Consider the following 26,047-nt stretch of genomic DNA (forward strand, 5'->3'; position numbering starts at 1 on the left):
TTTGCTTCGCGCCAGTTCAAGGGGCGGTGATTTCGATAATTGTTGGTGTTTTGCGTTGCAGGGCTTCTGCGACTGCCGTAGCTAATTGCTGTGGTTTGTCGATGCGACAACCTTCAGCGCCAAAAGATTTTGCCAGTGCGACAAAATCCGGAGTGCGAAGATTAACACCTTCTTGAGGTACTTCTGCGGCATCCATAAAGTCGCGAATCTCTCCATACCCGCTGTTATTCCAAACCAGTATTGGCAGGGGCAGTTGCTGCTCTACTGCAACGGCCAGCTCACCGAGAGTAAACATCAGGCCGCCATCGCCGATCAAGGCAACTACATCCCGCTCGCTGGATAACTTGGCCCCGATCGAGGCGGGCAGGGCAAAGCCCAGCGTGCCGTAACCGGTGGTACAGGTAATATGGCTGCGAGGGTGGTACAGCGGCAAGGCGTGGTTAGTGTTATAGGCCAGTTGTGTGGAGTCGGTAACCAGAATTCCCTCATCGGGCAGGGCTTCGCGCAGAGCTTCAACCCAAGGGAAGCGCTCCTCTGAACCTTCCCACCATTCTTTGCGGCAGTTACCGATTAATTGTGAAACTTCCTCTTCTGCGCGCAGTTTTGAGCTCTCCTCGCACTGAACCAGGGCTTCGCTTAATTGCTGAAGGCTTTCTGCTGCATCCGCGCAGATGGCCAGATCCGGCTGGGCATTGCATACCAGTTGAGCCGGATCAATGTCGATGCGGATCAGTTTGCCGGAGAAAGCGTAATCCTCTTTCACCAGATTGCGATCGGTTTCCGAAAGCTCTGTGCCAACGGCCAAGACCACATCGGCAGCTTCTACTCGCTCACGCACGCAGTCGAAACTGAGATTGGCTCCGCCACACAGAGGATGCCTTTCATCGACAACGCCTTTGGCCGCCAGAGACAGGAAGACTGGAGCTGCAATTTTTTCTGATACCTGTGTTGCCGCTTCTCCAGCAGATTGCGCGCCACCGCCCAGGAGAATCACCGGGCGTTCGGCAGCTTGCAGCCACTGGGTAGCAGTCGCGATAGCTGTCGCGTTGGCTGCCGGTACCATGGCACTGGCAGCCGCGCGGTAATCGTCCAGATTGCCGGACATAGGCGCCGGGAATAAATCGATAGGGATTTCGATATGGATAGGGCCGGGGCGGCTGGACTGCAACAGTTGGAATGCCCGTGCCATCACTTCCGGTAATTGTTCTGCCTGAGTCAGGGTGTGCTGCCAGATACAGAAGCCTCGACTGGCATCGCTTTGGCGGGGTAGCTCATGCAGGCGCCCACGGCCCATGCCAAGGTCTTCCCGGCGATTGACGGCGGAAATAACCAGCATAGGAATTGAGTCTGAGTAAGCTTGCGCCATCGCAGTGGCTGCGTTGGTTAGCCCCGGCCCAGTGATCAGGAAACAGACACCGGGCTTGCCGCTGGCGCGGGCATAACCGTCTGCCATAAAGGCGGCGCCCTGCTCATGCCTTGGCGTGATATGCATCAAGTCGCTACCGGGCAGGCCGCGATACAGTTCAATGGTATGTACGCCGGGAATCCCGAAAACTTTTTCTACCTGGTATTCGCGCAGCAGGCGCATCAGCACCTGGGCGCATGTGGGCGCAGAGGACATAAGCACCATTTTCCTTATTCGTGTAAAAATGCAGTGAGCCTAGCGGCCCACCAAAAGCCGTGCAAGCACCCGCAGAGTCTGCACCTTCACAGGCAATATCGCAGGAAAATTGAGATTCACCCGGTACTGCGGCAGGAAACTTTGTACGCTTGGGTTACTTTACCTGTCAGTAGATTTTGAGGAATTTGACGAGGTGGCTGCCGCACAATAGCCTTCCGGCACTTCGCTGAATAAACTTTGAGCTAGAACAACCGAGGAAGTATCACCATGGAAATCGATCAATGGCGTCGGGAATACCAAATGGGTGGTTTAAGGCGCTCTGAATTGAAGCCGACCCCCGTGGAGCAGTTTCGCAAGTGGCTTGCAGAAGCTGTTGAAGCAGAGTTAGTTGATGCCAGCGCCATGTGTCTTGCCACTACTAACGCGGACGGGCACCCCTCGCAGCGGATTGTTTTGCTGAAAGGCTTCGATGAGAAGGGTTTCGTTTTCTATACCAATTTACAGAGTGACAAGGCCCGAGATATGGCCGTTAACCCTCAGGTGTCGCTGTTGTTTCCCTGGTGCCGTCTTGAGCGGCAGGTGATTGTTTATGGGAAGGTGGAACCTGTTTCCCGCGAGCAGGCAGAGGCCTATTTCCAGTCGCGCCCCCTGGATAGCCAGTTGGCCGCGTGGGCTTCGCACCAGAGCCGGCCGCTCTCGTCCAGGGAGGAACTGGAGCAGCAGTTTGATAAAGAGAAGGCTCGCTTTGCCGGTAAAATAATTCCATTGCCAGAATTTTGGGGCGGCTACTGTGTGGTACCCAATGCGGTTGAGTTTTGGCAGGGGGGTGAAAATAGATTGCACGATCGTTTTATTTATCGCCGTGAAGAAAAGGAAAGCTGGAATATAGAGCGTCGCGCTCCCTAATTTTTATATTTATCTTTTCGTGGCCCAGCCCTTTGGGCCACAACTAACCGCTTAATCACGCCTCACTTTGTGAGTACCTATTCCCTGATATTGTGTTATAGCGGTGTCTTATCTGGCAATTTGTGGTCAAGGCCGCTTAGAATAATGCGCCATAAATATAGCTAAAACTAATGTCTTAAAAATTCTATAGATTCGATCGTTTTTGCAATTCGAATCCAAGGGTAGGTAGGGGAAATATGGCCATTATTGGTATCGACTTGGGAACCACAAATAGTGCTTGCGGGGTACTGACCGATGAAGGGGTAAAACTAATTCCCAACCGTTTGGGTGAAATTTTGACCCCGTCAGTTGTGGGGCTTGATGATTCTGGCACACTGCTAGTCGGCAAAACGGCTAAAGAACGTCTTATTAACCACAGTAGTACCACTGTAGCTGCGTTTAAGCGCTTGATGGGCACTGACCACAAAGTTTCCCTGGGGAAGCAAAAATTTAGTGCAACGGAACTCTCCTCGTTAATCTTACGTGCGCTTAAAGAAGATGCTGAAACTTTTCTTGGTGAAGAGGTAACCGAAGCGGTAATCAGTGTCCCGGCTTATTTTAATGATAATCAGCGCCATGCCACCAAGTTGGCAGGAGAGCTTGCGGGATTAAAAGTAGAGCGCCTTATTAACGAACCAACTTCGGCTGCCATTGCTTACGGTTTACACGATAAGCGCGAAGGAAACTTCCTTATTTTAGATCTTGGGGGTGGCACCTTCGATGTTTCCATCCTGGAATTTTTCGATGGCATTATGGAAGTTCATGCCAGTGCCGGAGACAACTTCCTCGGTGGAGAAGATTTCGTTGAGGCAATGATCGATGATGTCCTGGCTGAGTTTGATATTAAGAAAGAAGCCTTAAGCCCTCGCGATTTGCAAAACTTATATATGCAAATGGAAAGCGCCAAACGTCGAGTTAGCCAGCAGCCTGAGCAAAAACTTGAATTACAACTTGATGGGCGCTCCCTGCAGTTCCAGGTGACCCCAGAGTGGTTTGAAAAACTCAGCACCCCCCTGTTGTTAAGAGCGAAACGGCCAATTGAGCGGGCAATGCGCGATGCAGATTTGCCCCCACAGAAAATTGATGAGGTGGTATTGGTTGGCGGTTCGACGCGCATGGCCCAGTTTCGTTCAATGGTTGGTCGAATGTTTGGCCGTCTGCCAGCCTGTCATTTGGACCCGGACACTGTCGTTGCGATGGGAGCAGCTATTCAGGCTGGCTTAAAAGAAAAGAACTCGGCACTGGATGATATTGTCCTGACTGATGTATGTCCTTATACCCTGGGAACTGGTGTTATTAATGAAGATAATCCGCAGCTCGGTGCCTACTTTATGCCTATTATCGAGCGCAACACGGTTGTGCCAGTCAGTGTTGTAAGGCGAGTGTGGACTGCTCGGGATGATCAAACCCAACTTTGTGTAGACGTATACCAAGGAGAGAATCGCTTGGTAGCTAAAAATGTGTACCTGGGTGAGATGACAGTTCCTGTGCCGAAAAAGCCTAAAGGGGAAGAATCGGCAGATATTCGCTATACCTACGATATGAATGGACTTTTAGAAGTGGATGTGACTGTGGTCTCCACGGGTAAAACTTTCAACAAGTTAATTGAGTTTACGCCGGGAGCTCTCTCCGATGTACAAAAGGCTGAAGCCCTGCAAAAGCTGGCAAAACTGAAATTCCACCCCCGTGAAGATGAAAAAAACCAGGCAATCATTGCTCGTGGTGAGCGCTTGTATGAATCCAGTCTGGGCGAGCAGCGTGAGTATATTGCCAAATTACTGTCATCCTTTGATAGCGTCCTAGAAAGGCAAAACCCTACAGAAATTATTAAGGCTCGAACTGAGGTTAGTGAAATTCTGGATCGGTTGGATGGCGAGGATTGGATTTGATGAATCCCTGGGCCATTCTTGAAATTAACCCCATCACTGATGCTCGGGCGATTAAGCGCGCTTATGCAAAAAAACTAAAGCAAACCCGCCCTGATGAAAAGCCGGAAGAATTCCAGGCACTTCATACAGCTTATAAGCAAGCATTGAAACTGGCTGAGCAATTGCAAGAGGAGACTGCCGGGCATGCGGAAGCCTCCTTGGAAACTCCTTCACTAGGGCAAGCAGGAAGTACAAGCCATGAGAAGGTTAACAGTGAAAGGGTAGCTGTATTAGAAGGGGCGCAGGAAACAGAAGTGCGGCCTTCCACTGATGAAGTGTTAACTCCGCTCGCAGCTGAAGAACACCCAGCGAAGCAAGAGAGCGTTTCTGACCCCTTGGAACAGAGCGAAGGTGTATCCCCTGATACGCAGCCAAGTGAATCTCGGGAGCCGCAAGACCCGGATAGAGATTTGCGTATCGAAGAGTTTCGGCGGGTGCTTAAGCAAGTTGATGAAATGCTTAATAATCACTTGGAAATGAGCCTGGAGAGGAGTTGGGACTTTCTCACCAAGAGTCCCTATATGCTGGATGAGGAGTATAATTGGAACTTAGGTCTTTCTGTATTTGAACGCTTTGCCCAATTTAATCAAAATGCTGTAGAGGGGGGTAAGTCCGCAAGGTTTCGCCCGCAAGTAACGCCGAACATCCTGCAGTACTGTGACGAGCTGTTCGATTGGCGAGGGAATGCGTCTTACCTCTACCAAGCGCTTGATGAAAAGTTGTGCAATAGCATATTTAATAGCTTGGAAACCCATGAGTCCCGTATTGATCCTTTGCAAGGGCTTCGTGGCGGGGGCAAGGTAAAGGCACAAAGTGAGGCTGAATTTGAAGAGCGCTATGAAAAGTACTTTTTTGGTGATGTTGTACCTAGAGGCGTTGCATTCTTTTTAGACTTGGTTATGACTTATATGGCCGTAGGCTCTCTTGCAACTGCGGCGATGATGAAAATCTTTGGATTGCCGGAAGCTGTAGCAGCCGCAAAAGTCATACCTTTTTGTTTTGGAGCCTACCTGTTATTTGCTTGGTTGTTTGAGTGTTCCAAACTTCAGGCAACACCTGGTAAGTATATAATGGGCTATCGAGTAACCAGTCAAAAATTTGGGCGGATTGGATACTTGCGAGGGCTTTGGAGAACTGTGAGCTTTGCTTTCATTAGTGCATTTGGGCTTTTTGCATGGATTATCAACTTCTTCCTGGTTAACAAATTATTGCATGATCGGTTAAGTCGCACTTATGTTATTAATATGCGTAAGACTCATGAAGAGCATTTGCGCCGTTTGGGTAACATCTAACTCTGGGGTGGGGTTTTCCCCACTTTCATTCTATTAGGGTTTATATTCTTCTAAGAGTTATAAAGTCTTGTTTTCAGCTGATAGTAACACTTCCTGAAAACTGGTGAATAAAGCTTTATTGCCCCTTTGATAATGTTGAAAGGATTGTTGAGGTGAAATAAGTGGCGTCATTCTTACTGGAGATCAGAAAGTGTTGTATAGTGCGCAATTGAGGAGTGCTTCTGGTGTAGCTTCTGATTTGTCGCGCTAACGCTGATGAAACATTCCTGGGAGGGGATGATAACCCTGCATGAGTTTATGAAGTAAGACTGTTAGATTTTCCGTTTGACTAAATATGACATTTAAAACAGAAGTACTTAAGGCTGCTAAAGTATTGGAGGCCGATTACCCAGGTTGGAAATTTTTAGCTAGGAGATATAAGTCTCGACCAGCTAAATTTTGTGACTTTCTTATTGTACCTTTCTGGACTTTTTCTAGTCCTCCGGCGTCAGTTTTAATACAGCCAAAAGCTGGCATTTATCTTCGGGAGGTAGAGGATATAGTATCTGAATTAACTGGATTACCTCGGGGTAAGGTGCCAACATTTACTTATCCTATTGATTCTTCATTTATTGATGAATCCTGCTCAAAGAAGAATTATTACCCTAGAGTATATGTTAAGGATTTTGGCTCGCAAGAAGAAGCGGTAGAGGAGGTGATGAGGGGGCTTGATAACATTATTGAGACTGGGCAGGAGTACCTTAACAAACAATTTGCTTTAAGCTCTAAGGAATCTCTATATCAAAGTATACCGGAGATGACTCGTGGCCATCGATGCATTTGCTATTGTGTTGTCCGTGGCTTGCTAGGTGACACCGACTATATAGAAAGGGTGCTTCGTAAAGAGATTGATCCTAAAGGTTATCAAGATCTTGAAATTGTTGGTAAGGTATTAGATTATTTTTCCTGACTTTGATAAAAGTAAGGTATGCCTTCAATTTGTCTAGCCCTTGATTTATAGTGGTACACTGAATCCAATTGCCAGTCCGGTCAGTTCCGTCAAATTAATGTTAAGCTTATTATCATTATAGGATGTGACCTCTGCGTATGTTAAGGTGGGTAATATGCAGGTGAATACTATTTATAGTTTTTTCATCTTTTATTTTGAGCGCGATCGAGAACTGCGAAGGGAGGGGAACATGCCAGAAAAACTTTACTTTTAAAGTGGTTGCTATTTCTGAATTTAATAAAAAGTTCTAGAAAGAATATTTTCTAGGTAGTACCCTAGCCTTAAAGACCTTTTCTATCCCACGGTCATAACCTGGATTAACAACACTACCGTGATTCTCGTTATCAAATACACGTTTTCTTAGAGTAAGGCTATTGTAGTTACGGGACTTAAGTCTTTTTACTAGTTGAGAGAAGTCTTTTACTGCGCAAACTGAGTCGATTTCACTGCAAGTCTCCTCACCACCAATAAATAAATACACACTTTTTCCTAAATCGGCATTGCGTTCTGCATAGGCCAATTCACTATCTAAAATTTGCTTATCGGCCCACCAAATACTGGGGCTTCCAATGACATATCGGTCAAAGCTATTGGTGTGGTTAAAAAGTGCATGGAGAGCCAGAAGCCCACCCAGGGAATGGCCCACTAGGGTTTCGTCTTCTTCGTTACCTTTAAAATTATTATTGATAAAGGGTTTGAGTTCCTCTTCGATAAACTCAAGAAAGTGATCGGCGCCGCCACCTAGTTCGGCACCTTTGATCACACCAGGCACGGGGGTGAAATCCATTACTCGCTGGGCGAAATTCGGGCTGTCAAAAGCGTGGGAGATACCTACCAGAATTACAGGGGGCATTTTGACATTGCCAAACTCATCGGGAACCTGTTCCTGAAGAAGGTTAGGGGCTGTCATAGGGAAATGCAGAAAGCCATCGGTCATATAAATGACTGGATAGCGATCGGTGTTTTCCGGGGTGTACGAGAGAGGCAGCATTATGTCAATAACGTACTCACGCTCTAGTAAATCAGAGTAAAAGTTGTAGGACAGTATCCCCGGGCGGGTGAAAGTTGTGGGTTCGGCACTGCCGGCCACTGCCAGCTGGCAACAGGCACTAAGAATACCTATCACTAATAATCTAATTATTTTCATTGCTATCCCTGAGGGGCGCTGAAACTTACCTGTTATCGCCCTGCTTACTAGAGGTATCTATATGGAAGCCTAACAGATAGATAAAGGGAATCGCTAGCTGGGGAGGGGGTTACTGCCGCAGGAATCACTCTGCATAGCAAGTTTTTACCCAAGAAGTGGTCGTGATCACAGAAATAGGGATATTGCGCGTGGGAACCACGTCCTCTGAAAAGAGGATGGCAGGAAGGGGATGTCCCCTCCCTGGTTCAGGCAATGACGTTTTTAGTGTTGTATAGGTGCTGGGCCATCCGCAGAGAGCCGACTTCACCGGATCTTCCCACTAGTTTTGGTGCAACGATATACCGTTCAATATTACTTTCTGAGACTTGGGGAAAGTAACCACCGGCTAAGGCTAGGAATTTTTGTCTTACACGGTTGAATAGGTGCGCCTGTATCATCACTCCACCCCCCAGTATGATCCGCTGTGGTGAGTAGCAGCTGGTAAGGTTGACACACATAGTGGCCAGATACTCCGCCTCCAGGTCCCAGGCCGGATGGTGTTGTTCCAGGTGTTGGCCACGCAGTCCCCAACGCTCCTCTATCGCAGGGCCTGAGGCCAGCCCTTCAAGGCAGTTGTTATGAAATGGGCAGTTGCCTTTAAAAGGATCCTTTTGGCTTTCTCTAGGCATCAGCATATGCCCAATTTCCGGGTGCATAGATCCATTGATCAGCTGCCCGTCGATCATAATGCCGGCGCCGATACCGGTACCGATGGTGACGTAGACAAAGTTCTTTACATCTGTAGCGGCGCCGCAGAGGTGCTCTCCAAGGGCGGCGCCATTAACATCTGTATCGAAAGCAACTGGTACCGACAGGGCTTGGCTGAAGTAGCCAGCCATATTGGTATTGGACCAGCCAGCTTTAGGTGTTTGGGTGATATAGCCATAGTAGGCGGATTCTGGGTCCAGGTTTACCGGGCCAAAGCTGGCTATGCCCAGCGCAGAAACAGTGCCGTGGCGCTGACTGCTTTCGTGAAAAAACTGAGCGACCTTGGATAGCGTATGTTCTGGATCGGTGGTTGGGAAGCTGGCTCGCTCACGGATGTCATTAATCCCAGCAGCTACCACACAGTTAAATTTGGTACCACCGGCTTCAATTCCGCCGAGCAAGGTATCTACCGCATTGCCTTGCATTTCCATCCTAATCCGCTCCCCGGGTTACATAAGTTATTCGTATTATCAGTTGATGGTTGCTGAAATTACACTACTGATAGTTTATAGCTGGTTATATTGTTTCTGAAAGAAAAAAACCGAGCGCCGGTGGGGGCCAGACGCTCGGGGTTTGCAAAGCTATGGGCAGAACTGCAAACCACTTACTAGAGTAGGGAAGAACAACGATCAAAAAGCGTAATTGAAACTGACACTTGTGGAGCGGCCACTGATAGCCCGTCCGCGTACTATGTCTCCAACTTCTGCGTAAGACTCTTCAACTTCGGTAACAACAAATTCATCGGTGAGGTTGTTTACATTAAAGGAAACGGTAAGGTCCTCTGTCAGGTAATAAGAACCAAACAGATTGACCAGGACATAACCTTCCTGTTTCAACTGGTTGGAGTCAGAAACAAAATATTCTGTAGACCCTTGGAGGCTTGCACCAAATGTAAAGTCATCGCCAAAGTTATATTGCGGTGTAATCGTGTAAATGAAATCAGCTTGGCGGCGCGGCGTATTACCTACGACAGAACTGTCGTTGGCATCTTTTGAAATTTCGGCGTCGGTCCAGGTGAGGTTTCCATTTACGGAAAAGTCTCCATAACTGTAGGCTGCTTCCAGCTCGATTCCTTGGGCTTCATACTCGCGTACAAACGTTAAGCCGCTAGTGATTTCTGCGTTGGTCTCTTCAGTGACCGTATTGAAGTAAGTTGCAAAGAAATCCAGATCGCCGGTTGAGAGTTTGTATCCAATTTCCAGCTGGTCCACAGAGTCGAAGCCATCGGTGGTGTCGGTTAGGCTTCCGTCACTGTTGAGGGCGCCGCTAATTTGCAGGAGCCGATCGGCAATTGCTCGGCCACCCTCGCTGTAGCGGGCAAAAATAGCCATGCTGTCGTTGAGAATATAATTTCCACCGAGAGAGAAAGAGGTGTTGTCTGCATCGTAGTCAACGAGCTGGGTGGATCCATTGGCCATTGTGATGACGCCGCCGGTGAATCCAAAGGCATCGGAAGCGCTAGCACTTTCCACATCGCTGATAATACCATCGCCATTCAGATCGTAGTCTGTATCACCACCGCAGCAGCTGGAAACCAGGGAGCCTTTGGCGTTGACCATATCGTGGCGGGCGCTGACATCGAAGGTAAAGTCGCCGATGTCGATCGCCACATTCATATAGGGTGCATAAGTTTCATATTCCAGGTCCCAGGCCCAGGAAAGAAAGCTTGCAGACCAGACCCCATCATCTACCAGTACATCTCCGTTGGCATTGGCAGTTATGGTGAGGTTTTCAGAATTGCTGCCGTCAACAGTTTGAACTAGGGCATTCCAACTATTCCAGCTGGTTTTGATATTTTGGTTGGAGTAATAGAACCCACCGGAAACAACAATATTATCGCCAATTAATTTATCGACTTTAAAGTCGTTAACTATCAGACCCAAATCGTGTATTTCTGTATCAAAGAGCAGGTCGACATAGGCGAGGCCTTCGGCCTCTTCACCATTGGCATAAGTCACCGTTGTGCCGGCGCTACAGTCTATGGCCTCTCCGCTACTGCCTACGGCATTTGCACAAATGGTATCAGCCATATCCTGTGTGGATTGTGGTCCGTAATCGCCGAAAGTATCGGTAAAGGGGGAAATAAAGCTGCCGCTAACATCAGAAATTCTGAATTTGTCGGTAACAGTCCAGCCATCATTAAATTCGAATTTGGTTTCAAAGCCATAGGCTTCCACCAGAGATTCGATACCGTCGGATAAGTCGCGGGTTACCGGATTGCCGTAGGCATCAAAAGTGGAAATGTATCGATAATTATCGGAATGTAGGGTTTGGCTGCTGGCATCGAAGTTGGCAACCGTGCCGAATTCACCATCGCCCTTATAGGTTACAGGGCCAGGAAGATAAGTTGTTAACCGGTCATCGAGATGTTTGTAATAGAGGCGGACATAACCGTTATCAAACTCTTTGGTGAGGTTGGCCTTGAGTTGGCCGCCGGAATCCCCATCAAAGCCGGTCTCGCGGATGCCTTCTCCCTCTCTTAAAAATCCGCCGACATAGAATCGCAAAGTGTCATTCAAGTGGTGGCCATAGCCAAAGTCCAGGCGGGACTCATTGTAGTCCGCACCAAACGAAAGTCCTACATTACCACCTTCTTCTTCGCCGGTATTGCTGATCATATTGATCACACCGCCAGGGGAATTACTGGCAAAGGTGGAGGCAGAGCCGCCGCGTACGCTTTCTATACGTGCGAGAGAGGAGTCGGTGCGAACAAAGTTGTCAGTGTTACCGAAATTAATATCGCCGTATTCTAATACAGGCAATCCGTCTTCCTGGATTTGCATATATTTGGAGCCGCCAGTTGCCAGGGGAATACCCCTAACGGTGATATTTGCATTGCCGCCGCCACCGGAGGATTCCGCCCGAATACCGGGTAAGCTGCGGAACAGCTCTGCGGTAGAGCGCGGGGCGTACTTCGCCATTTCCTCAGTGTCCAGTGCACTAACGGATACGCTGGATTCCATCTTGGTAACCGGTCGGGCGGTTGCGGTAACCATCACCTCTTCAATTTCCGGCATTTCCTCAGCTGTTGCCGGTACCGCTACGCTGGAGGCCATGGCAACTGCCAGGGCTATGGAGTGTGGTTTAAAGTGTTTCTGTGTCTCTGAACCTGCTTGGAAGCCCTCTGCAATCACGGCGCTCTCCTCAATCATCTCTTATGGTTATTAGATTTTTCACGGCCCGTTCTCTGCGGGCTCGAGACTCTCTTCCTGTTACCGCATGGGTGGGACCTCTCCCCGCGAACACATTTATTAAATCACTGTGATTTAATAAAGGCAACACGAAAATTTGCGGAATTTACGCAGTGGAATCAGCAAATAGATAAGTAAACCAAGGGGAAGTAGTGATTTTCGCGGTATCGGTCTTTGCTTTTGGTGACAGTGCTGCTTGTCTTTCTAAGTAGCACTGGTTGCGGGAGAAGGGGATACGGGGCAGTAGATGCTTCTGGTGAGCATCTACCTAAGGATTTGGTTGCGACTCCTGCCTGCTAGTCTTTGGCCAATTCCAGTTGTCCATCGTCCATAAACTCGATGCGCTTGGGGTCGCAGATACCGCCGATAAAGTTGCCCTCGGCATCGTCCCTATTAAAAGCCAGCAGATACCATTGTTGGTCCGGCCCCTGGATAACCCGGCCGGAATAGAGTGATCCCTGCTGGTCTGCGCCGATAAAGCCATCTCCAACCACTTCGTATGGGCCATTCAGATCATCGGCGATAAAATATTTTGTGCCAGTCAGTGGTGTGCCCTGCATGGATTGTCGATGGGCAGTGCTGTGGAACTTTGTCGATACTGAGCAGAATAAGTAGTAGCGGCCATGGATATATTCAATTTGCGGTACTTCCATTTCGCCATACCAACCGGGAGCCAATACCGGTTGCCCCACTTTCCAGTGAATTAAGTCCGTTGAACTGGCATAGCCAACTGCGCCACGCCCATCAGGGCTGCCCTGGTTACAGCGCGCAGTGAGATACATATGGTAGAGATTCTGCGAGGGGTCTTTAACGATCCATGGGTCACGCCAGGATGCATCGTGCCAATATTCAAGGTTCAGGCCATCGTAGAAATTGGGATCTAATTCCACCAGGGGGTTGTTGGGGTGTTTTTCCCAGTGTAATAAGTCTTTGGAAGTTGCCAGGCAGACCCGCTGAACCAGACCTTTCTCTGAATATTTAGTACCGGTATAAAACATATACCAGGTATCGCCTTCTCTGTGTACACAGCCGGTCCAGGTAGTGTAAGAGTCTGCAGCTTCCTCACTGGCGGTTGCAGTTCGAGGTGAGGGTTTTAATGCATCCTGGAGCGTTGTCCAATGAATGAGGTCCGTAGAAACGGCATGACCGACAGATACATTCCAGTGGCGCAGCTCAGGATCGCCCAGTGATTTATCGGCTTGAAGGTAAAATACATGGTACTGGTCGCCGTCCTGCGCGAACCAAAAATCCCATACCCATTTATTATCGAGATTAAATGCCATGATATTTACCTCATTAGTGCTGATTGGAAATTTTCCGGTGAGTTATTGCTTTGATTATTCTTAAGGAGCCCAGAGTTATTTTTATGCTTTTCTGGGGTTCCAATTAAGGCGCAATCAGGTAGATATTCTTCCTGGTATGCCGCCCTTTAATAGAACTGTTTTATCCGGTGCAAAAATTGAGTAAAAAGGCAGAATCGCACCGCCTGTGGCGATGGCATCGACTCCAATTTTTCCACTGACAATTTTGGGCGCAAATACGCCTGAAGGCGCCACCTGCTTTATCCTGCGAGAAATCATTTCGACCAGTTCGTCTAATAAAAAGCGGGGTAAATGCGCATCGACAATAATAGCCTCCAGGTCCAGTACGCTGTTTGCCGATAGAAATGCATAAACCAGCGCATCTGCACAGTCGTCCAGCCACTCCTGGATCTGAGGGCGGGCCTGGTCCATTACCGTTTCAAGTTCGGAAGTGCTGGTAATTTCGATGCCGCACTCTCGTAAATGTCTGCGCAGCCCAAATAGTGAAGCGCGATTGAGGAGTAGCTCAAATGCCCCTTGATTTTCAGGGGTACTGCTAAGTTTTGAGGGGGGCACTGGCAGGGAAACCAGATTGCCCGCATTGCCATGGACGCCGGTTTCCAGGCTGCCATTTAATACCAGGCCTCCACCGATAAAGGTCCCGATATAAACGTAGAGAAAATTGGATATGTCCTGGCCATTGCCAAACTGCAATTCGGCAACAGCAGCAGCGGAACAGTCGTTCTCGAAGAAGACCGGCAGATGTGTGCGCTGAGCAACTTCTTCAGAAAAATTAATTTCTTTCCACTGGGCCGCTAGTTCCTCGCTCATATTGAGCTCTTCAGTCCAGGCGCCGATAAACCAGGGCATAGCGATACCAACGCCCACTAGTTTCCCTCTGTCTTTAGCGGGTAGGGTATCAGTAAGTGCCTGGAGGCCCGATTCAATTTTTGCCAATAAAAATTCGGGCTCCGGGAATTCAAACTCGTGGCAAATCTTCTTTAGTACTGTGCCACCAAAATCCATTAGTAGCAGCTCGATATTGCGCCGTCCCGCCTTGATACCGACAGAGTAAGCACCAGTAGGGTTAATAACGTACATAATCGAGGGTTGGCCTTTGCCGCCCAGTCGCCGCCCCTCTCGCATTACCAGCCCTGCGCTTTCCAAATCATCGACAATCCGGGTAACCGCCTGAGCGGTGAGGTCAGTTTGGCGCGCTAGGTCGGACTTGGAGGCTGCGCCAGTCTTCCGCAGGGTCGTAAGCACCACTCGCTCGTTATAACGGCGTAAACCACTGGAATTGCTACCTTTACCCATCCGTGCCCCCTGAGATGAAACGTGATCTGATCCGGCCACTGATTGTCCGGTTCTATTGTTAAAAGTGTAACTTTAAAGCCTTTGCTTAGTCTATTGACTTCGTTGGCACTAAGATCAGAGTTTATATAACCTATTGATTAATATAGCTTTTTTTGTTTGTTGAAGCTTGGCTTTACTTAATTAAATCACTGTGATTTAATTTTTGGCCAAGTTCAAGCAAATCATTCTAAAAATACGCTGCTAGCAGTGAACGAGGAAGTTATGCCGGTCGATTTTGGTCTCCACCCAGTCGATGCGACCATTCTGGTCGTCTATTTCGTTTTCACCATCTCCCTTGGGCTCTTCCTAAGTCGCCGCCACGATACTGCAGAGGATTACTTCCTCGCTGGGAGGAAAATGGTATGGCCCTTGATTGGCTTATCCCTGTTCGCTTCCAATATATCGAGTACCACTTTGATCGGCTTAGCCGGAGATGCTTACAGCACTGGCATAGCGGTCTTTAACTATGAGTGGATGGCGGCGGTTATCCTGGTTTTCTTTGCCGTTTTCTATCTGCCCACAATTCTTCGCTCGCGCATTTACACGATGCCGGAAATGCTTGAGCGTCGCTTTAACAGCACCGCGCGCACTTATTTTTCGGGATTGACTATTTTCCTGAATATTGTGGTTGATACTGCAGGTAGCCTCTATGCAGGGGGCCTGGTAATGAAATTGATATTTCCTGAATTACCAATTTGGACCACGATTTCAATTTTGGCGGTGATCGCGGGTATCTACACCATCTGTGGAGGTTTGGCGGCCGTTATTTATACCGATACCATTCAGGCGCTGCTGCTGATATTTGGTTCGATCCTGATCAGTATTTTTGCCCTGGATCGCGCAGGAGGTTGGGAAAATGTTGTATCCCAGGTCTCGGCTGAACAATTGAGTCTGATACGGCCCATTGGTGATTCGAGCGTGCCCTGGTTGGGGCTAATTACGGGAGTCACTTTGCTGGGTTTTTATTTCTGGTGTACTAACCAATTTATGGTGCAAAGGGTACTCAGTGCAAAAGATGTTAATCACGGCCGCTGGGGAGCCTTGTTTGCCGGTCTGCTCAAACTTCCCGTGCTGTTTATCATGGTTCTGCCTGGCACTATGGCGATTGTTATTTTCCCCGAGCTAGAGCGCGCAGATATGGTTTATCCCACTCTGCTATTTGAGCTGTTGCCTGTCGGTATCCTGGGGCTGGTGTTGGCCGGCTTTGTTGCTGCACTAATGTCGCAAATTGATTCCACGCTTAATTCGGCTTCCACGCTGGTGACCATGGACTTTGTGCGGAAGTTTTTTCCGGGCCTGAACCAGCACCAGTTAATGCGTGTAGGTCAGCTGGTCACCTTTATCTTTATGATACTTGCCGTACTTTGGGCACCACAGATTGAGAGTTTTGGTTCCTTATTCCAGTATCTGCAGAAGGTGCTTTCCTATGCAGTTCCCCCTGTACTGGCACTTTTCCTGATCGGATTCTTTTGGCGTGGGGCTAACTCCAAGGGAGCTATAGCTACTTTGCTATTAGGTACCTTGGGCGGTGTTGGCCTCTTTTTTGTCAATGAAGTCTTCGACTGGACAAACTTACATTTCCTCTATATTGCTCCAATTTTGTTTGTCTTCTGCTCAGTGGTATTGGTGATTACCAGCCTGCTCTATCCAGCTGAGATTAGCGAAGAAGCTAAATCTTTCACTTGGTCTAAAAGCGATTTTGACACTGAGACCGTATCCCTAAAAGCACAACCACTATGGCAGAACTATCGAGTTCTATCTGTGTTACTGCTTGTCGCTACTGCGTTAGTGGTGGGCTCGTTCTGGTAGTGCGAAGTCAGATTACTTCTATTTTTCACCCCACAGGATGGAAAACTTAAACAATAAAGGCAATACAGGAGGGCTGGACACGGACGAAGTTGACAAAAGGTTGTACTCAGATAGTTGTATCCATTTAAAAGAATAATCTTATAAAGAAGGTGTTGACTATGAAGTATTTCGTCACAGCGATGTTAGGTTTATTGGCTTCTGTGCAGATTAGTGCAACAGAAAATATTTTGGATCAGTACTTCAATACATCAGATAATGGTGGGACCCTAAGGTACGATACAATATTTCAGTATGGTAAGAGTGGGAATGGTAGCGATTTCGATATGTGCGATAGCTATGTCACCACCCGAATCCCTGGAGACAAGATCACCGCTATAACAAGTTTTAGCGGTGATGAGAGAATCAAAGGGTTAAAACTCGAATACTTATATGCAGGAGATGAGGAGGTTGGTAAAACCACTATCTCCGGGTATCGAAAGTTGCTTGGTGCTACAGAATATATTCAGGGTTGGCGCTTCTATAAAAAGCGCGATGGCAATATTTCCAGGATTCGAGTCTATTTGAAAGACATGGCTGATAACTCAACCCGTGATATTACCTTTGGAGGTAATAATGGCTGGTATAAGTGGGAGGAATATCATCTAAGTATTGGAACCCGGTCAGTAGTTGGATTTGCTGGTACTGCGAGTGATAGTAAAGTTTGGAGTATTTACCCTTGCGTTGCGGATCGTTTGGAATTGGTGGAATCTGGAGTAGAGATTCATTGGGATCAGATTGTGGAAACCCCCAACAACACCAGGACATTCTTTGGTGAGAGACTACTTGAGAACTCTGGCAGTATTGCCCAAAACGACAGTACAGAAGTCTGGTATACCGACGGGAAGAGTGAAACAGATAGCTGGACTAATACTATGGGGATTGCGGTTACTGCTGGAGTTAGCTTGACTGAGGGTTATAAGGTCGGTGTTCCCGGCACTGTTGAAAATAGTGGCTCCATTACATTCAGTTTTTCTGAGACTTTTAGTGTTTCAACGACCGTTGGGGAAACATCGACCAAAAGCAACCAGGAAACTGTTAAAGATGCCATGCCATCTAATGTACCCGCCTATGGATTGATGATGGCGCGGATGATGGTGGAAAATAGCGAGGTTGAAGTTCCCTATACCACAACGATCATGAATCCCCATAATGGTGATGAGTTCGAGTTGTCAGGAGTTATCAAAGGTTCCAGCTATTCCAATGCACGGAAACGCTGGGATGAAGTGGGGCGGGCCTATCCGACTCGTTATGAGATATACCAGAGTTATGCTTGGGTGATCGAGTACTATGGGTTGGAAAATGCAAGTTTGATAGATGATCCGGATATTTTCTAGATTGATATTGATAAGAATTGACTGGCCCAAATTATAAAGGGCCAGTCAATCATATGAGATTTGGCTATTCATCATGAAACCGGATTGAGCCTAAGCGAATCCTGTCATCTTCACATCCGTAGTAACTGAACTTTACAGTTTTCTGGGACATATAAGCGGAAAGCAGAAAAGATACTTTGGTATTGTATATGGTAGAGTCGTCATTGATTAGAAAAAAGGTGTTTTTGCTCACGCAGCTCACCTCTGTCTCTGGATTGACAAATCCTCTAAGTCTGACATCTACACCATTCGAGTGTACTTTTAAGTAGTAAATTTGCGCCTTCTCTGTCCAAGCGGCATCGCTGATAAGTGGCAGTGTAAATGGGATACTCAAAAGTAAATATATTAGAGACTTCATCCTTGATTCCTTACCCATTCATAAATGGTAATTAAACCTTTGCTCTCCATGTTGGTTAACTACATCCTATAAAACTATAGCAAATAAAGTCACTTGAATAAGTGGCGCACTGCGTCGCAAAGTACTTTTCGTGGTAGGTATTAACGCCCATTCTGGCACAAAAATAATGCTTCCAGTTTGGGCGTGAATAAATTGAGGTCAAATGAGGGATATCACGCAGTAGAGCCTTTTGGCAGTTTCAACTCACTCTTTTGGGTAGTGTCAGATGTATGAGGACTAAACAGCTTCTGTGATAGTAAAGCAGACATAAATGCCAAGACAAATAAGGCGCTAAACACCATTCCGCCAGTAATAACCGCAGCTAGACCGCGATAGATAGCTGCGCTACTTCCGGGGTTAAGCACTAAAGGGATATTGCCAAAGATACAGGTAATTGTTGTAAGCATAATGGGGCGGACACGCAAGCTGGCAGCCATATATATCGCCTCCAATTGATTGGCTCCGTTTTGCAATGACTTATTAAATTGGTTGACTAGTAGTATCGCATTATTAACTACCAGTCCCATTAAGATTACAAAGCCGATCATGGTTATTACATCCAGGCTTTGGGGGGTAAATAGATTTAAAATTTGTAAGCTAATCATTCCGCCTGCAAATGATAAGGGTACAGCACAGAGTACTGCTGCTGCTAACTTTGCGGACCTTTGGGCGAAATACATTAATAAGGCCAATACTGCGATAGCTGCTGCAAAAATTTTTAGGAACTCACTGAGGAATAGGTTGAGTTCATTAGCGCTACCTCTAAACTGTGTATGAAGATCATTGTAGGAACTTTCTGATAAAAACTCTTTCACAGATTGATCAACATCCTCGACAAATGACTTCATAGCAACGCCTTCGGGAGGAGTTAAGTTTATTGATGCACTCACTTCCTGGCTGACACGAAGTATACTGGCTGGCGCTTGAGTGATTTTGGCGTCGGTCAATTCACGTAGAGGAATAAAGCCGTGACTGTTAATCAGTATCTCTGTATTTAGGAGCGTCTGAAGATTTTGCGGTTCTGTTGCTTTAAAGTAAAAAGGAAGAGTGTTGGTTCCCGTATAGAAGTGCCCAATATATATTCCATCGGTTAAAGCCATCAGATGATGATTTAATTCCGATATCGTAATACCTAAACGAGCTAATTGTACTAGCTTGGGTTGAAATTCAATACGAACCGCTCTATTTTGAAGTGCGCTTCCCTCTTGAATTTGCGCTTCTGGAAACTCCAAGCGTAAATGACTCATCAGCTCACTCCCCGCCATCTGTAGTCGAGATAGCTCTGCCCCTTTGATATCTAACTGGCTAATACGGTTGTTGGGTAGGGCAAACCTTAGTAAACCACCTTGCCTGAAATGTATTCGAGTCCCAATTAGTCCAAAGAGAGCTTTTTCATTTAGCCAACTCTTTAGTTCTTCAAAATCCCAGTCCCCTTTTGTGTATAGATAGAGATTGCAATTATTTGGGTTGCAAATTATTCCATAGGTTGAAACTTGGTTCTCTATTTCTTCTCTATTGGCTGTGATTCTATTTACGACCCGTTCCCCAATTTCATTTCTTATGGTCTCTGTGGATAAAGGACTTTCAAAGTTGATATAAACAGAGACCATATTTTGTTTAGGGTCTGGGAGGACATCAATGTCAGGGCTAGAAATGAAAGTGGCAATGAGTGCGACGGGTAATCCTAACAAAATTATAGTGGAAGCGAGCTTAGGATTGCTTGCAGAACGGATAGAAAGCTTCACCCACCACTCAAGCACCTTATTGATTTTGATACTACTGGATCCCTCCTCAGAAATTGCTGCTTTTCCAAGTAAGTGTCTGGCCAATGAGGGTAGTATTAGTAGAGCAAACAATAGTGATGCTAATAATGCGCTTGAAATTGTGAATGCCAGGTCTTGAAAAAGCTGCCCTGTTGCTGATTGCATAGCAATAATGGGCAGGAATACGATAACACTGGATATTGTAGATGAAAATAATGAGCCCGAAACTTCTTTGGTTCCCCGCGTGATACTTTCCTGAATATTTATACCCTGCTTGCGCAGTCTTTGAATGTTTTCTACGACAATAATTGCTGCATCGACCATTAACCCGATAGAAAGTGCAATCCCTGCAAGTGAAACAACGTTCATACTTCTATTTCCAAGATACATTCCCAGAACTACCAGAGAGATACAAATGGGAATGCTTAGAAATATTAGGGTTAGAGTTCTGGGGTTACGTAAAAACCAATAAATAACCAGGCAGGCGAGTAGTGAACCCAGCAAGAGGCTTCCGTATACCAGGCTGAGGGAATTCCGAATACCCGTGGAGTCATCCCGGCTTATGGCGAGCTTCACCCCCAATCGATTTAACTCTCCGTCATTTAATTCTTCTATTGTTGATTTGAGCTGGGCGATGGTTTCTAGAACATTGACATTTTCGGTAGGGCGTAGATAGAAGTATAGAGATCTATTGCCTTCAAGGGCAAAGTATAACCAATCTGAAGCTACACGCTCTTTTACCGAAGCAATATCCGAGAGTTGAATGATTTGGCTTTCTCGTGTTGCGATAGGTAACGTTGAGAGTTCCTCTAGTGGAATCTGACCCTTGAAATGAAGGGCATAATCTTTTGACCCAATTTTTAGATTTCCTCCCGAGCGATCCGTTAAGTTGTTTAGATTTTCGGTTATCTCACCAATGGTTAAAGAGTACCGAGTCATCTTTTCCGGGTCGAACTCAATATCGACCCGCTGGGCAGTGGGTGTGCCGGCTTCTTCAATGGACTGTACACCAGGAACTTTACTAAAGGCTGGCTTAACATGATTTATAAACGCGTCGATTAATTGAAGTTCGCTAGCCGGTTTCTCAGAATATAGGAAAAAAGATCCAAGCGTAGCCCCTGCGCCATTTGCAAAATTGAATACATCCGGTGTGCGAACTTGTGTTGGCCAATTGGGTACTTGGTTGATTTTGGACAGTACCTCAATATACATTTGCTCCATATTTGCCTCCGAATGGAAGTCAATTATGGTCCAAGCCCAGCTACTATTAACATTGGTTTGCAATTCTTTGAGGTGGCTTAGGCTGGAAAGTTCCTGTTCTAGTGGAGCAATTAGTATTTGTTCTATTTCTTCTGCGGTCTTTCCTGGCCAGGAGGTTGCGAGTGCAATTTGTGGACGATTAATGGATGGGAGTAGGGCGTTTGGTAAATTTATCCCGGCTATAACCCCGGCTATTATTAGGGTAAAGGTACAACAGATGATAATTGAGCTGTATTTCTCCAGGGACTTCATGTGTTTTCCCTCTTTGTTGGAGTAACGGCTTCATTGAGTTGTAACCCTTCGTGACCTAGTACAATCAAAAGATCGCCAGGAGCAATGCTTGAACGTACGACAAAGTAATTATCGAGAGTATCTATTATTTGCACCCTGGTGCTAACTGCTCTTTGGTCGTTGTCTAGAGTCCAAACCTTATATTGTCGCCCATTCTCAAGAATTACGGCGTCACTTGGAATTCTGGTAATATATTCTTGCTCACTATGATCCGCGAAAGGGGTAAACATAGTTATTTCAAATCGCTGCCCAACTAGTAAGGACTTAAATTTTTGTCTGTTTACTTCAAAGTAGAGATTAAAGTTCTGTGTTTCTGGGTTTACTATGTGGCTGATATTTCTGAGTTCAATATCTTGCTCCTTAATTTTGAAGGTGCTATTGCTTAGCAGACTTTCTTTATTTATGTGTTCTTCAGGGAGACTACATTCAATTTGGTTTTCAGTTAGTGGGAGTAACTGCATAATTCTTTGTCCTGGGTTGAGGTTTTCTCCAGGATTAGCTTCTATGCTTAAAACTTGACTATCTGTTTTTGCGTAGTGCAGTAGTCGTTTAGAACGATATTCAGCTGTATTTAGTTGTTGTTCTAGTCTTTGCTTGGTTAATTGATAGGTGTCCACATTGAGCTTAAGGTTATTTAAATGAGACTGAGAAACCATGTCGGCGGAGCGAAGTTTCTCCAGTCTACCTAGTTCTTCTTCTGCATAGTTAAGCTGGCTTTGTGTTAATTCAATATCGGTGCGAATGATCTTCATTTGCTGGGAGAGATAAAAGTCATCCTGTGCTGCTACTAGTTCACCAGCTTTGATAATGGAGCCAACAGGCTTTATTTCTATAAGTTCAGCATCTGAGTGACTAGATATTTGATGTAGGGCAGGGGATGATACAGAGCAAAATAACTTTGTTCTAATAGCTTGCTCCCAGGGTTGCGCTGCTTCTACTAGTACTTTGCGGCTATCGTTGGCAAGGCAGTTGGAGCTAATAATTAACAGAATAGGTGGGATGCTACCCATAAAGAGCTTTTTAATTTTACTGTTTCTCATCCTGAGGCTCTGGTCGGTTTTGTTTCTGAATTAATTGTTTAAGAGCGGTAATTGGTATTAAAAATTAAAGAGACTGTAGTGCCTTTAGTGTTATATTTGACTAAAAGGTATTTGGATGAGCTATCTGCTGCAATCTCGGTGCGATAAGATGAAATCTACAAGGGGTGAGTTGTTCACGTTCAGAATTTTGTAAAATTTCAACTTTCACAATGGATGTCTTTGGCGACAGAAACTAGGTTCTACTGCATATATCACAGCGCTTATATGTCCAGCTGGAAATAACGGCGGGAGTGGCGTTGTGAATTTCAGAGTGACTTGCCTACTCGGGTTTTCTATCGGCGTAGTTTGAATATGTCTGTTTGTAACTTACCTAAATGGTAAAGATGTGCCGATATTATAAGACTTAAATAATTAACTTTAATAATGTGGTCAGTAAAATGTGTCTAGATCTGAGGTGGCCAAGTGTTATGCTAATTAGTATTGTGTTAATCGGGTGCACAGATAATGTTCTGTACACCCGAATTGATCTATGCGGAATTTGTGAGGTAGGAGTTAAAATTATAGTTAGAAAGGGCGTTACTCCTCTCGTCTTAACTCCAGACGTTGAGATTCACGTATACGAAAACGCCGTTTATTTTCTCGCTCTCCATGAATACGTACTCGCTCACCAGGTTGCATACCTTTATTCTTTGCCTCTTTTGCGTCGATAAAGTAGTACTCACCGGTAGTTTCGTCCTTTACGGAGAAGCGGTGATCCACTTCTCCTGTTTGAAAGTTCTCGGAGATCTCTTCCTCTAACACGCCAGTTACGGTCTCTTCGGCAACCGCTGAAGAGGAAAGGGCGAGAAGTAGGGCTAAGGGTAGATTTTTCATTGTGGTCTTACTCCCCATTAAATTATTCATCATAAGTTACAGAAACAGTTGCAGAGTTGTTGCTGCTGTCAGTGGATAGGAATTCAATAGTGATCCCAGCAGATGAGTCAGAAAAGCTGTCCCCGGTAGTTGACAGTGTGGCTACCTGGTTGGCGGTAACATTGTTATTACTGGTGCCGCTAAGATAGTGAACAGTTACCGCATTTTCGTGGTGTGGACGGGGGTTGAGGGTGTCGTGCTCGACGTGGTATTCGATGTAATAGTAGTTTTCTCCATTCCTGCTACCAATACTTTCGGCCTTTAAGAGCTGAGGAAGATCGCCACTAAGCTCACCAGCAGTAAGTTCTATGGCTTGAAACTCAATACTAGTGGTGCTGCCTGCGACCGCCTCAATAGTTTCAGTGTATCCGGGGAATGAGTCATACCAGCCCATATAGTCACGATGACCGCTTCCAAAGAGTCGTGATTGCCAAGCATTGCCCATTAGGGAGCCGTCACTACCATATTCACTCTCACCGCTATCGTTGGTATCCCCATCATTATTATCGTCATTACCGGCGTGGCTCAGGCCAATATTGTGTCCAATTTCATGCCCCATAATCAGTTGATCACTATCTGCAATTATCATGCTCCAGCGGCCTCCGACAGAAGCGACTCCCGTGCCAACCAGCCCAGCACTGGCCGCAGCTTCCGGGAAAATGTAGACCCGATGACGCCAATCGTTGAGTTCTACAGGCTGGTTGTTGGAGTCTAGGTAATTGCTTTCGATCCAACTGGTTGCCCTATCTCTCCATGTATAGCCGCTATCGTTATATTCACTGCCCGAGCGAGATTCCGCATCTTCGATACTCAATACACCACCATTCTGACTGTCGGCAATGTCGTAGGTAAAGCAGTCTATAGAAGTGCTCTCATCATTGTCTTCACCGTAGCAGTATTGATCTAGTGAGGTGTCACTGCTTAGATGGCGGCTGAACTTTAGTTGTCCCAGGGAGTTTTCATGGTAGGCATTATCAAGAGAATCTGTGTCATTGAAAGCCATATTTGCAATTTGGGTAATGCTTAGATCATCTTCTACGGCGGCATCTGAGAAGTTCATAAAGATAAAGACAATGCTGCTTTCTGTGGCTTCGATTGTTTGAATAGAGAACACCACGGAGAGGGTGCTACCATCGGTGAGCTGGAAAGAGATTGTGTCCTCTACGGAATCACCATCATTCAAATTCTGGGAATTGGTGTTTAATTGATATTCCCAGTTTCCACTTTCATAGAGAGTGAAATCTCCATAGCTTCCGGCCACACTGCTGGCTTGAAAGGTGGGGCTATTGCTATCGGTATCCTCGAGGCTGAGAGTGCCGCTGGCATACTCTTGTACCCCTACGATAAGTGATGCTAGGGGATTGCTGGGGTTAAAGGTGTAGCCCCCCGTTTCTTCATCACTATTGTCATCCCCGTTATCGGAATCATCAGAGCCACTGTTATCACCGCTGTCGGTACTTGTTTCGGTTTCAGTAGTCTCATCGTTGGAATTGCTACTGCTGGATCCTCCTCCACAAGCTGTAAGGAGAACCGATAAACTGAATGCTGTAAGGAATTTTAGGGTATCAGGCATGACAAACTCGACGTATTTCTTAATCTAATTGAGCAAGGCGATTTGTAATTGATGGACAGCTGCTCAGTGGCCCGGTTCCTGCTGATTATTAGTTAAATAACTATATTTGGATTCTGGGTCACCTAAGGCAAAATAGCTATCGCTTTTTTGGCAGGTTGTGACGGTGTTGGATCAATTGCTATTAGCGCCTGTAAGTAGTGTGAACCCCGTTTGAGCAATTGATGACAGGGTTCAAAAAGTTAACTAGGTGTAATGAGTAGGATAAAGGAATGAGACCTATATTTGAACGTAGAGTGCACTTAACCCCATTTGCTTTTTTGCACAGGTGGGAGTCTGAAATTGGGGTGTTTTTAGTTGGGGTTGATTAGAGGGAAATATGGATGTTGTCTTTCGTTGAAACAATCAAAGAAGGTGGAAGGAAGGGTAGGTTAATTGTTGTTGTGGCCGGTATAGGACTTTTGATCGCCGTGATATATCAACTGGCTACTCGCCTAAACCTTAATACAGCTTATTCTGTCGGAGAGATTATAGACTCACTTCATGGGGTAGAGGTTTATTACAATGGAGGAGTTAATAATGTTGAAGAGCGCAACACCTCGGAAGACGGTTATAACCTTGGCCTAAGATACCAGTGTGTTGAGTTTGTTAAGCGCTATTATTACGAGCGATTTGGGCACAAAATGCCGGATACATTTGGTCACGCTAAAGATTTTTTTGACCTGACGGTTCAGCATGGAAACTTGAATACCAAAAGAGGATTGCTGCAGTTTCGTAACCAAGGTAATACCCCTCCGAATATTGGCGATATCGTTGTCTATAGCCCCTCCCTCTTTAACCCTTATGGCCATGTGGCTATCGTCTCTATGATAGATATAGAGAATGCTACCCTGGAGATTATTCAGCAGAACGCGGGTCCATTTTCTCCCTCCCGAGAGCGTTACCCACTTATTTTCATGCCCCAAGGGCAATGGTATGTAGAGAATAACCGTATTCTCGGATGGTTGCGCAAAGAGTGATCAACTTTTCAGTGGGTTATTTAATGGATAACCCCCTCCATTAATCTCGGTCAAAAGC

General features: G+C 46.2%; 17 protein-coding genes. 7 read left to right on the forward strand and 10 right to left on the reverse strand.

Going from position 1 to position 26,047, the window contains the following annotated elements:
- Positions 1 to 16 precede the first annotated feature (16 nt).
- Positions 17 to 1,621 (reverse strand): 5-guanidino-2-oxopentanoate decarboxylase, encoded by a 1,605-nt coding sequence (locus ACG1BZ_RS07185; RefSeq protein ID WP_413665014.1) that lies wholly within the window; start codon positions 1,619 to 1,621, stop codon positions 17 to 19.
- Positions 1,622 to 1,888: 267 nt separating this feature from the next.
- On the opposite strand from ACG1BZ_RS07185, the gene pdxH reads away from it, so the two are divergent.
- The 4 genes from pdxH (at position 1,889) to ACG1BZ_RS07205 (ending at position 6,735) form a co-directional block, all read left to right on the forward strand.
- Complete coding sequence (pdxH, locus tag ACG1BZ_RS07190) at positions 1,889 to 2,527, forward strand: pyridoxamine 5'-phosphate oxidase (RefSeq protein ID WP_413665015.1); 639 nt, start codon at positions 1,889 to 1,891, stop codon at positions 2,525 to 2,527.
- 236 nt (positions 2,528 to 2,763) lie between these two features.
- Entirely contained in the window at positions 2,764 to 4,455 is a 1,692-nt protein-coding gene (locus ACG1BZ_RS07195) for an Hsp70 family protein (RefSeq protein WP_413665016.1), read from the forward strand.
- Positions 4,455 to 5,786, forward strand: coding sequence for an RDD family protein (locus tag ACG1BZ_RS07200; protein WP_413665854.1), 1,332 nt, complete (start codon positions 4,455 to 4,457; stop codon positions 5,784 to 5,786). The genes ACG1BZ_RS07195 and ACG1BZ_RS07200 overlap by 1 nt, the downstream gene beginning before the upstream one ends.
- 334 nt (positions 5,787 to 6,120) lie before the next feature.
- Positions 6,121 to 6,735 carry a hypothetical protein gene (locus ACG1BZ_RS07205; protein ID WP_413665017.1) on the forward strand — a complete coding sequence of 205 codons (615 nt, stop codon included), beginning with the start codon at positions 6,121 to 6,123 and terminating at the stop codon, positions 6,733 to 6,735.
- 286 nt (positions 6,736 to 7,021) lie between these two features.
- Here the strand turns inward: ACG1BZ_RS07205 and ACG1BZ_RS07210 are convergent, their stop codons facing one another.
- The 5 genes from ACG1BZ_RS07210 to ACG1BZ_RS07230 all read right to left on the reverse strand — a co-directional run bounded on the left by ACG1BZ_RS07210 (position 7,022) and on the right by ACG1BZ_RS07230 (position 14,477).
- Positions 7,022 to 7,921, reverse strand: coding sequence for an alpha/beta hydrolase (locus tag ACG1BZ_RS07210; protein ID WP_413665018.1), 900 nt, complete (start codon positions 7,919 to 7,921; stop codon positions 7,022 to 7,024).
- 245 nt (positions 7,922 to 8,166) lie between these two features.
- On the reverse strand, positions 8,167 to 9,099 hold the full coding sequence (locus ACG1BZ_RS07215) for an ROK family protein (protein WP_413665019.1): 933 nt from the start codon (positions 9,097 to 9,099) through the stop codon (positions 8,167 to 8,169).
- A gap of 198 nt (positions 9,100 to 9,297) precedes the next feature.
- A complete protein-coding gene (locus ACG1BZ_RS07220) occupies positions 9,298 to 11,802 on the reverse strand; it encodes a TonB-dependent receptor (RefSeq protein WP_413665020.1) in 2,505 nt (834 codons plus the stop codon).
- Between the two features lie 353 nt (positions 11,803 to 12,155).
- On the reverse strand, positions 12,156 to 13,142 hold the full coding sequence (locus tag ACG1BZ_RS07225; protein WP_413665021.1) for a hypothetical protein: 987 nt from the start codon (positions 13,140 to 13,142) through the stop codon (positions 12,156 to 12,158).
- Positions 13,143 to 13,256: 114 nt separating this feature from the next.
- Positions 13,257 to 14,477 (reverse strand): ROK family transcriptional regulator, encoded by a 1,221-nt coding sequence (locus ACG1BZ_RS07230; protein WP_413665022.1) that lies wholly within the window; start codon positions 14,475 to 14,477, stop codon positions 13,257 to 13,259.
- A gap of 246 nt (positions 14,478 to 14,723) precedes the next feature.
- Between ACG1BZ_RS07230 and ACG1BZ_RS07235 the strand changes: the two genes are divergently transcribed.
- Positions 14,724 to 16,325: a sodium:solute symporter gene (locus ACG1BZ_RS07235; RefSeq protein WP_413665023.1), complete on the forward strand. Its 1,602-nt coding sequence runs from the start codon at positions 14,724 to 14,726 to the stop codon at positions 16,323 to 16,325.
- A gap of 158 nt (positions 16,326 to 16,483) precedes the next feature.
- Positions 16,484 to 17,698, forward strand: a complete 1,215-nt coding sequence (locus tag ACG1BZ_RS07240) for a hypothetical protein (RefSeq protein ID WP_413665024.1) — start codon at positions 16,484 to 16,486, stop codon at positions 17,696 to 17,698.
- 609 nt (positions 17,699 to 18,307) lie between these two features.
- Here ACG1BZ_RS07240 and ACG1BZ_RS07245 read toward each other — a convergent pair.
- The 4 genes from ACG1BZ_RS07245 to ACG1BZ_RS07260 all read right to left on the reverse strand — a co-directional run bounded on the left by ACG1BZ_RS07245 (position 18,308) and on the right by ACG1BZ_RS07260 (position 24,973).
- A complete protein-coding gene (locus ACG1BZ_RS07245) occupies positions 18,308 to 21,409 on the reverse strand; it encodes an efflux RND transporter permease subunit (protein ID WP_413665025.1) in 3,102 nt (1,033 codons plus the stop codon).
- Positions 21,406 to 22,488 carry an efflux RND transporter periplasmic adaptor subunit gene (locus ACG1BZ_RS07250; protein WP_413665026.1) on the reverse strand — a complete coding sequence of 361 codons (1,083 nt, stop codon included), beginning with the start codon at positions 22,486 to 22,488 and terminating at the stop codon, positions 21,406 to 21,408. The genes ACG1BZ_RS07245 and ACG1BZ_RS07250 overlap by 4 nt, the downstream gene beginning before the upstream one ends.
- A 576-nt stretch (positions 22,489 to 23,064) precedes the next feature.
- The gene (locus ACG1BZ_RS07255) at positions 23,065 to 23,361 is read right to left on the reverse strand and encodes a hypothetical protein (RefSeq protein WP_413665027.1); all 297 of its coding nucleotides are present in this window, start codon (positions 23,359 to 23,361) and stop codon (positions 23,065 to 23,067) included.
- A gap of 22 nt (positions 23,362 to 23,383) precedes the next feature.
- Positions 23,384 to 24,973, reverse strand: coding sequence for a VCBS domain-containing protein (locus ACG1BZ_RS07260; RefSeq protein WP_413665028.1), 1,590 nt, complete (start codon positions 24,971 to 24,973; stop codon positions 23,384 to 23,386).
- Between the two features lie 380 nt (positions 24,974 to 25,353).
- Here ACG1BZ_RS07260 and ACG1BZ_RS07265 point away from each other — a divergent pair, with 380 nt between their 5' ends.
- Complete coding sequence (locus ACG1BZ_RS07265) at positions 25,354 to 25,989, forward strand: CHAP domain-containing protein (RefSeq protein WP_413665029.1); 636 nt, start codon at positions 25,354 to 25,356, stop codon at positions 25,987 to 25,989.
- Positions 25,990 to 26,047 lie beyond the last annotated feature (58 nt).

The sequence above is a fragment of the Microbulbifer sp. CNSA002 genome (genome assembly GCF_047324085.1).
Taxonomy (GTDB): Bacteria; Pseudomonadota; Gammaproteobacteria; order Pseudomonadales; family Cellvibrionaceae; genus Microbulbifer.

What these genes read in the sequence shown, in the direction of transcription:
- ACG1BZ_RS07185 (WP_413665014.1), bottom strand. Translation starts at nt 1,621, where the DNA reads ATGTCCTCTGCGCCCACATGCGCCCAGGTGCTGATGCGCCTGCTGCGC.
- pdxH (WP_413665015.1), top strand. Translation starts at nt 1,889, where the DNA reads ATGGAAATCGATCAATGGCGTCGGGAATACCAAATGGGTGGTTTAAGG.
- ACG1BZ_RS07195 (WP_413665016.1), top strand. Translation starts at nt 2,764, where the DNA reads ATGGCCATTATTGGTATCGACTTGGGAACCACAAATAGTGCTTGCGGG.
- ACG1BZ_RS07200 (WP_413665854.1), top strand. Translation starts at nt 4,455, where the DNA reads ATGAATCCCTGGGCCATTCTTGAAATTAACCCCATCACTGATGCTCGG.
- ACG1BZ_RS07205 (WP_413665017.1), top strand. Translation starts at nt 6,121, where the DNA reads ATGACATTTAAAACAGAAGTACTTAAGGCTGCTAAAGTATTGGAGGCC.
- ACG1BZ_RS07210 (WP_413665018.1), bottom strand. Translation starts at nt 7,921, where the DNA reads ATGAAAATAATTAGATTATTAGTGATAGGTATTCTTAGTGCCTGTTGC.
- ACG1BZ_RS07215 (WP_413665019.1), bottom strand. Translation starts at nt 9,099, where the DNA reads ATGGAAATGCAAGGCAATGCGGTAGATACCTTGCTCGGCGGAATTGAA.
- ACG1BZ_RS07225 (WP_413665021.1), bottom strand. Translation starts at nt 13,142, where the DNA reads ATGGCATTTAATCTCGATAATAAATGGGTATGGGATTTTTGGTTCGCG.
- ACG1BZ_RS07230 (WP_413665022.1), bottom strand. Translation starts at nt 14,477, where the DNA reads ATGGGTAAAGGTAGCAATTCCAGTGGTTTACGCCGTTATAACGAGCGA.
- ACG1BZ_RS07240 (WP_413665024.1), top strand. Translation starts at nt 16,484, where the DNA reads ATGAAGTATTTCGTCACAGCGATGTTAGGTTTATTGGCTTCTGTGCAG.
- ACG1BZ_RS07245 (WP_413665025.1), bottom strand. Translation starts at nt 21,409, where the DNA reads ATGAAGTCCCTGGAGAAATACAGCTCAATTATCATCTGTTGTACCTTT.
- ACG1BZ_RS07250 (WP_413665026.1), bottom strand. Translation starts at nt 22,488, where the DNA reads ATGAGAAACAGTAAAATTAAAAAGCTCTTTATGGGTAGCATCCCACCT.
- ACG1BZ_RS07255 (WP_413665027.1), bottom strand. Translation starts at nt 23,361, where the DNA reads ATGAAAAATCTACCCTTAGCCCTACTTCTCGCCCTTTCCTCTTCAGCG.
- ACG1BZ_RS07260 (WP_413665028.1), bottom strand. Translation starts at nt 24,973, where the DNA reads ATGCCTGATACCCTAAAATTCCTTACAGCATTCAGTTTATCGGTTCTC.
- ACG1BZ_RS07265 (WP_413665029.1), top strand. Translation starts at nt 25,354, where the DNA reads ATGTTGTCTTTCGTTGAAACAATCAAAGAAGGTGGAAGGAAGGGTAGG.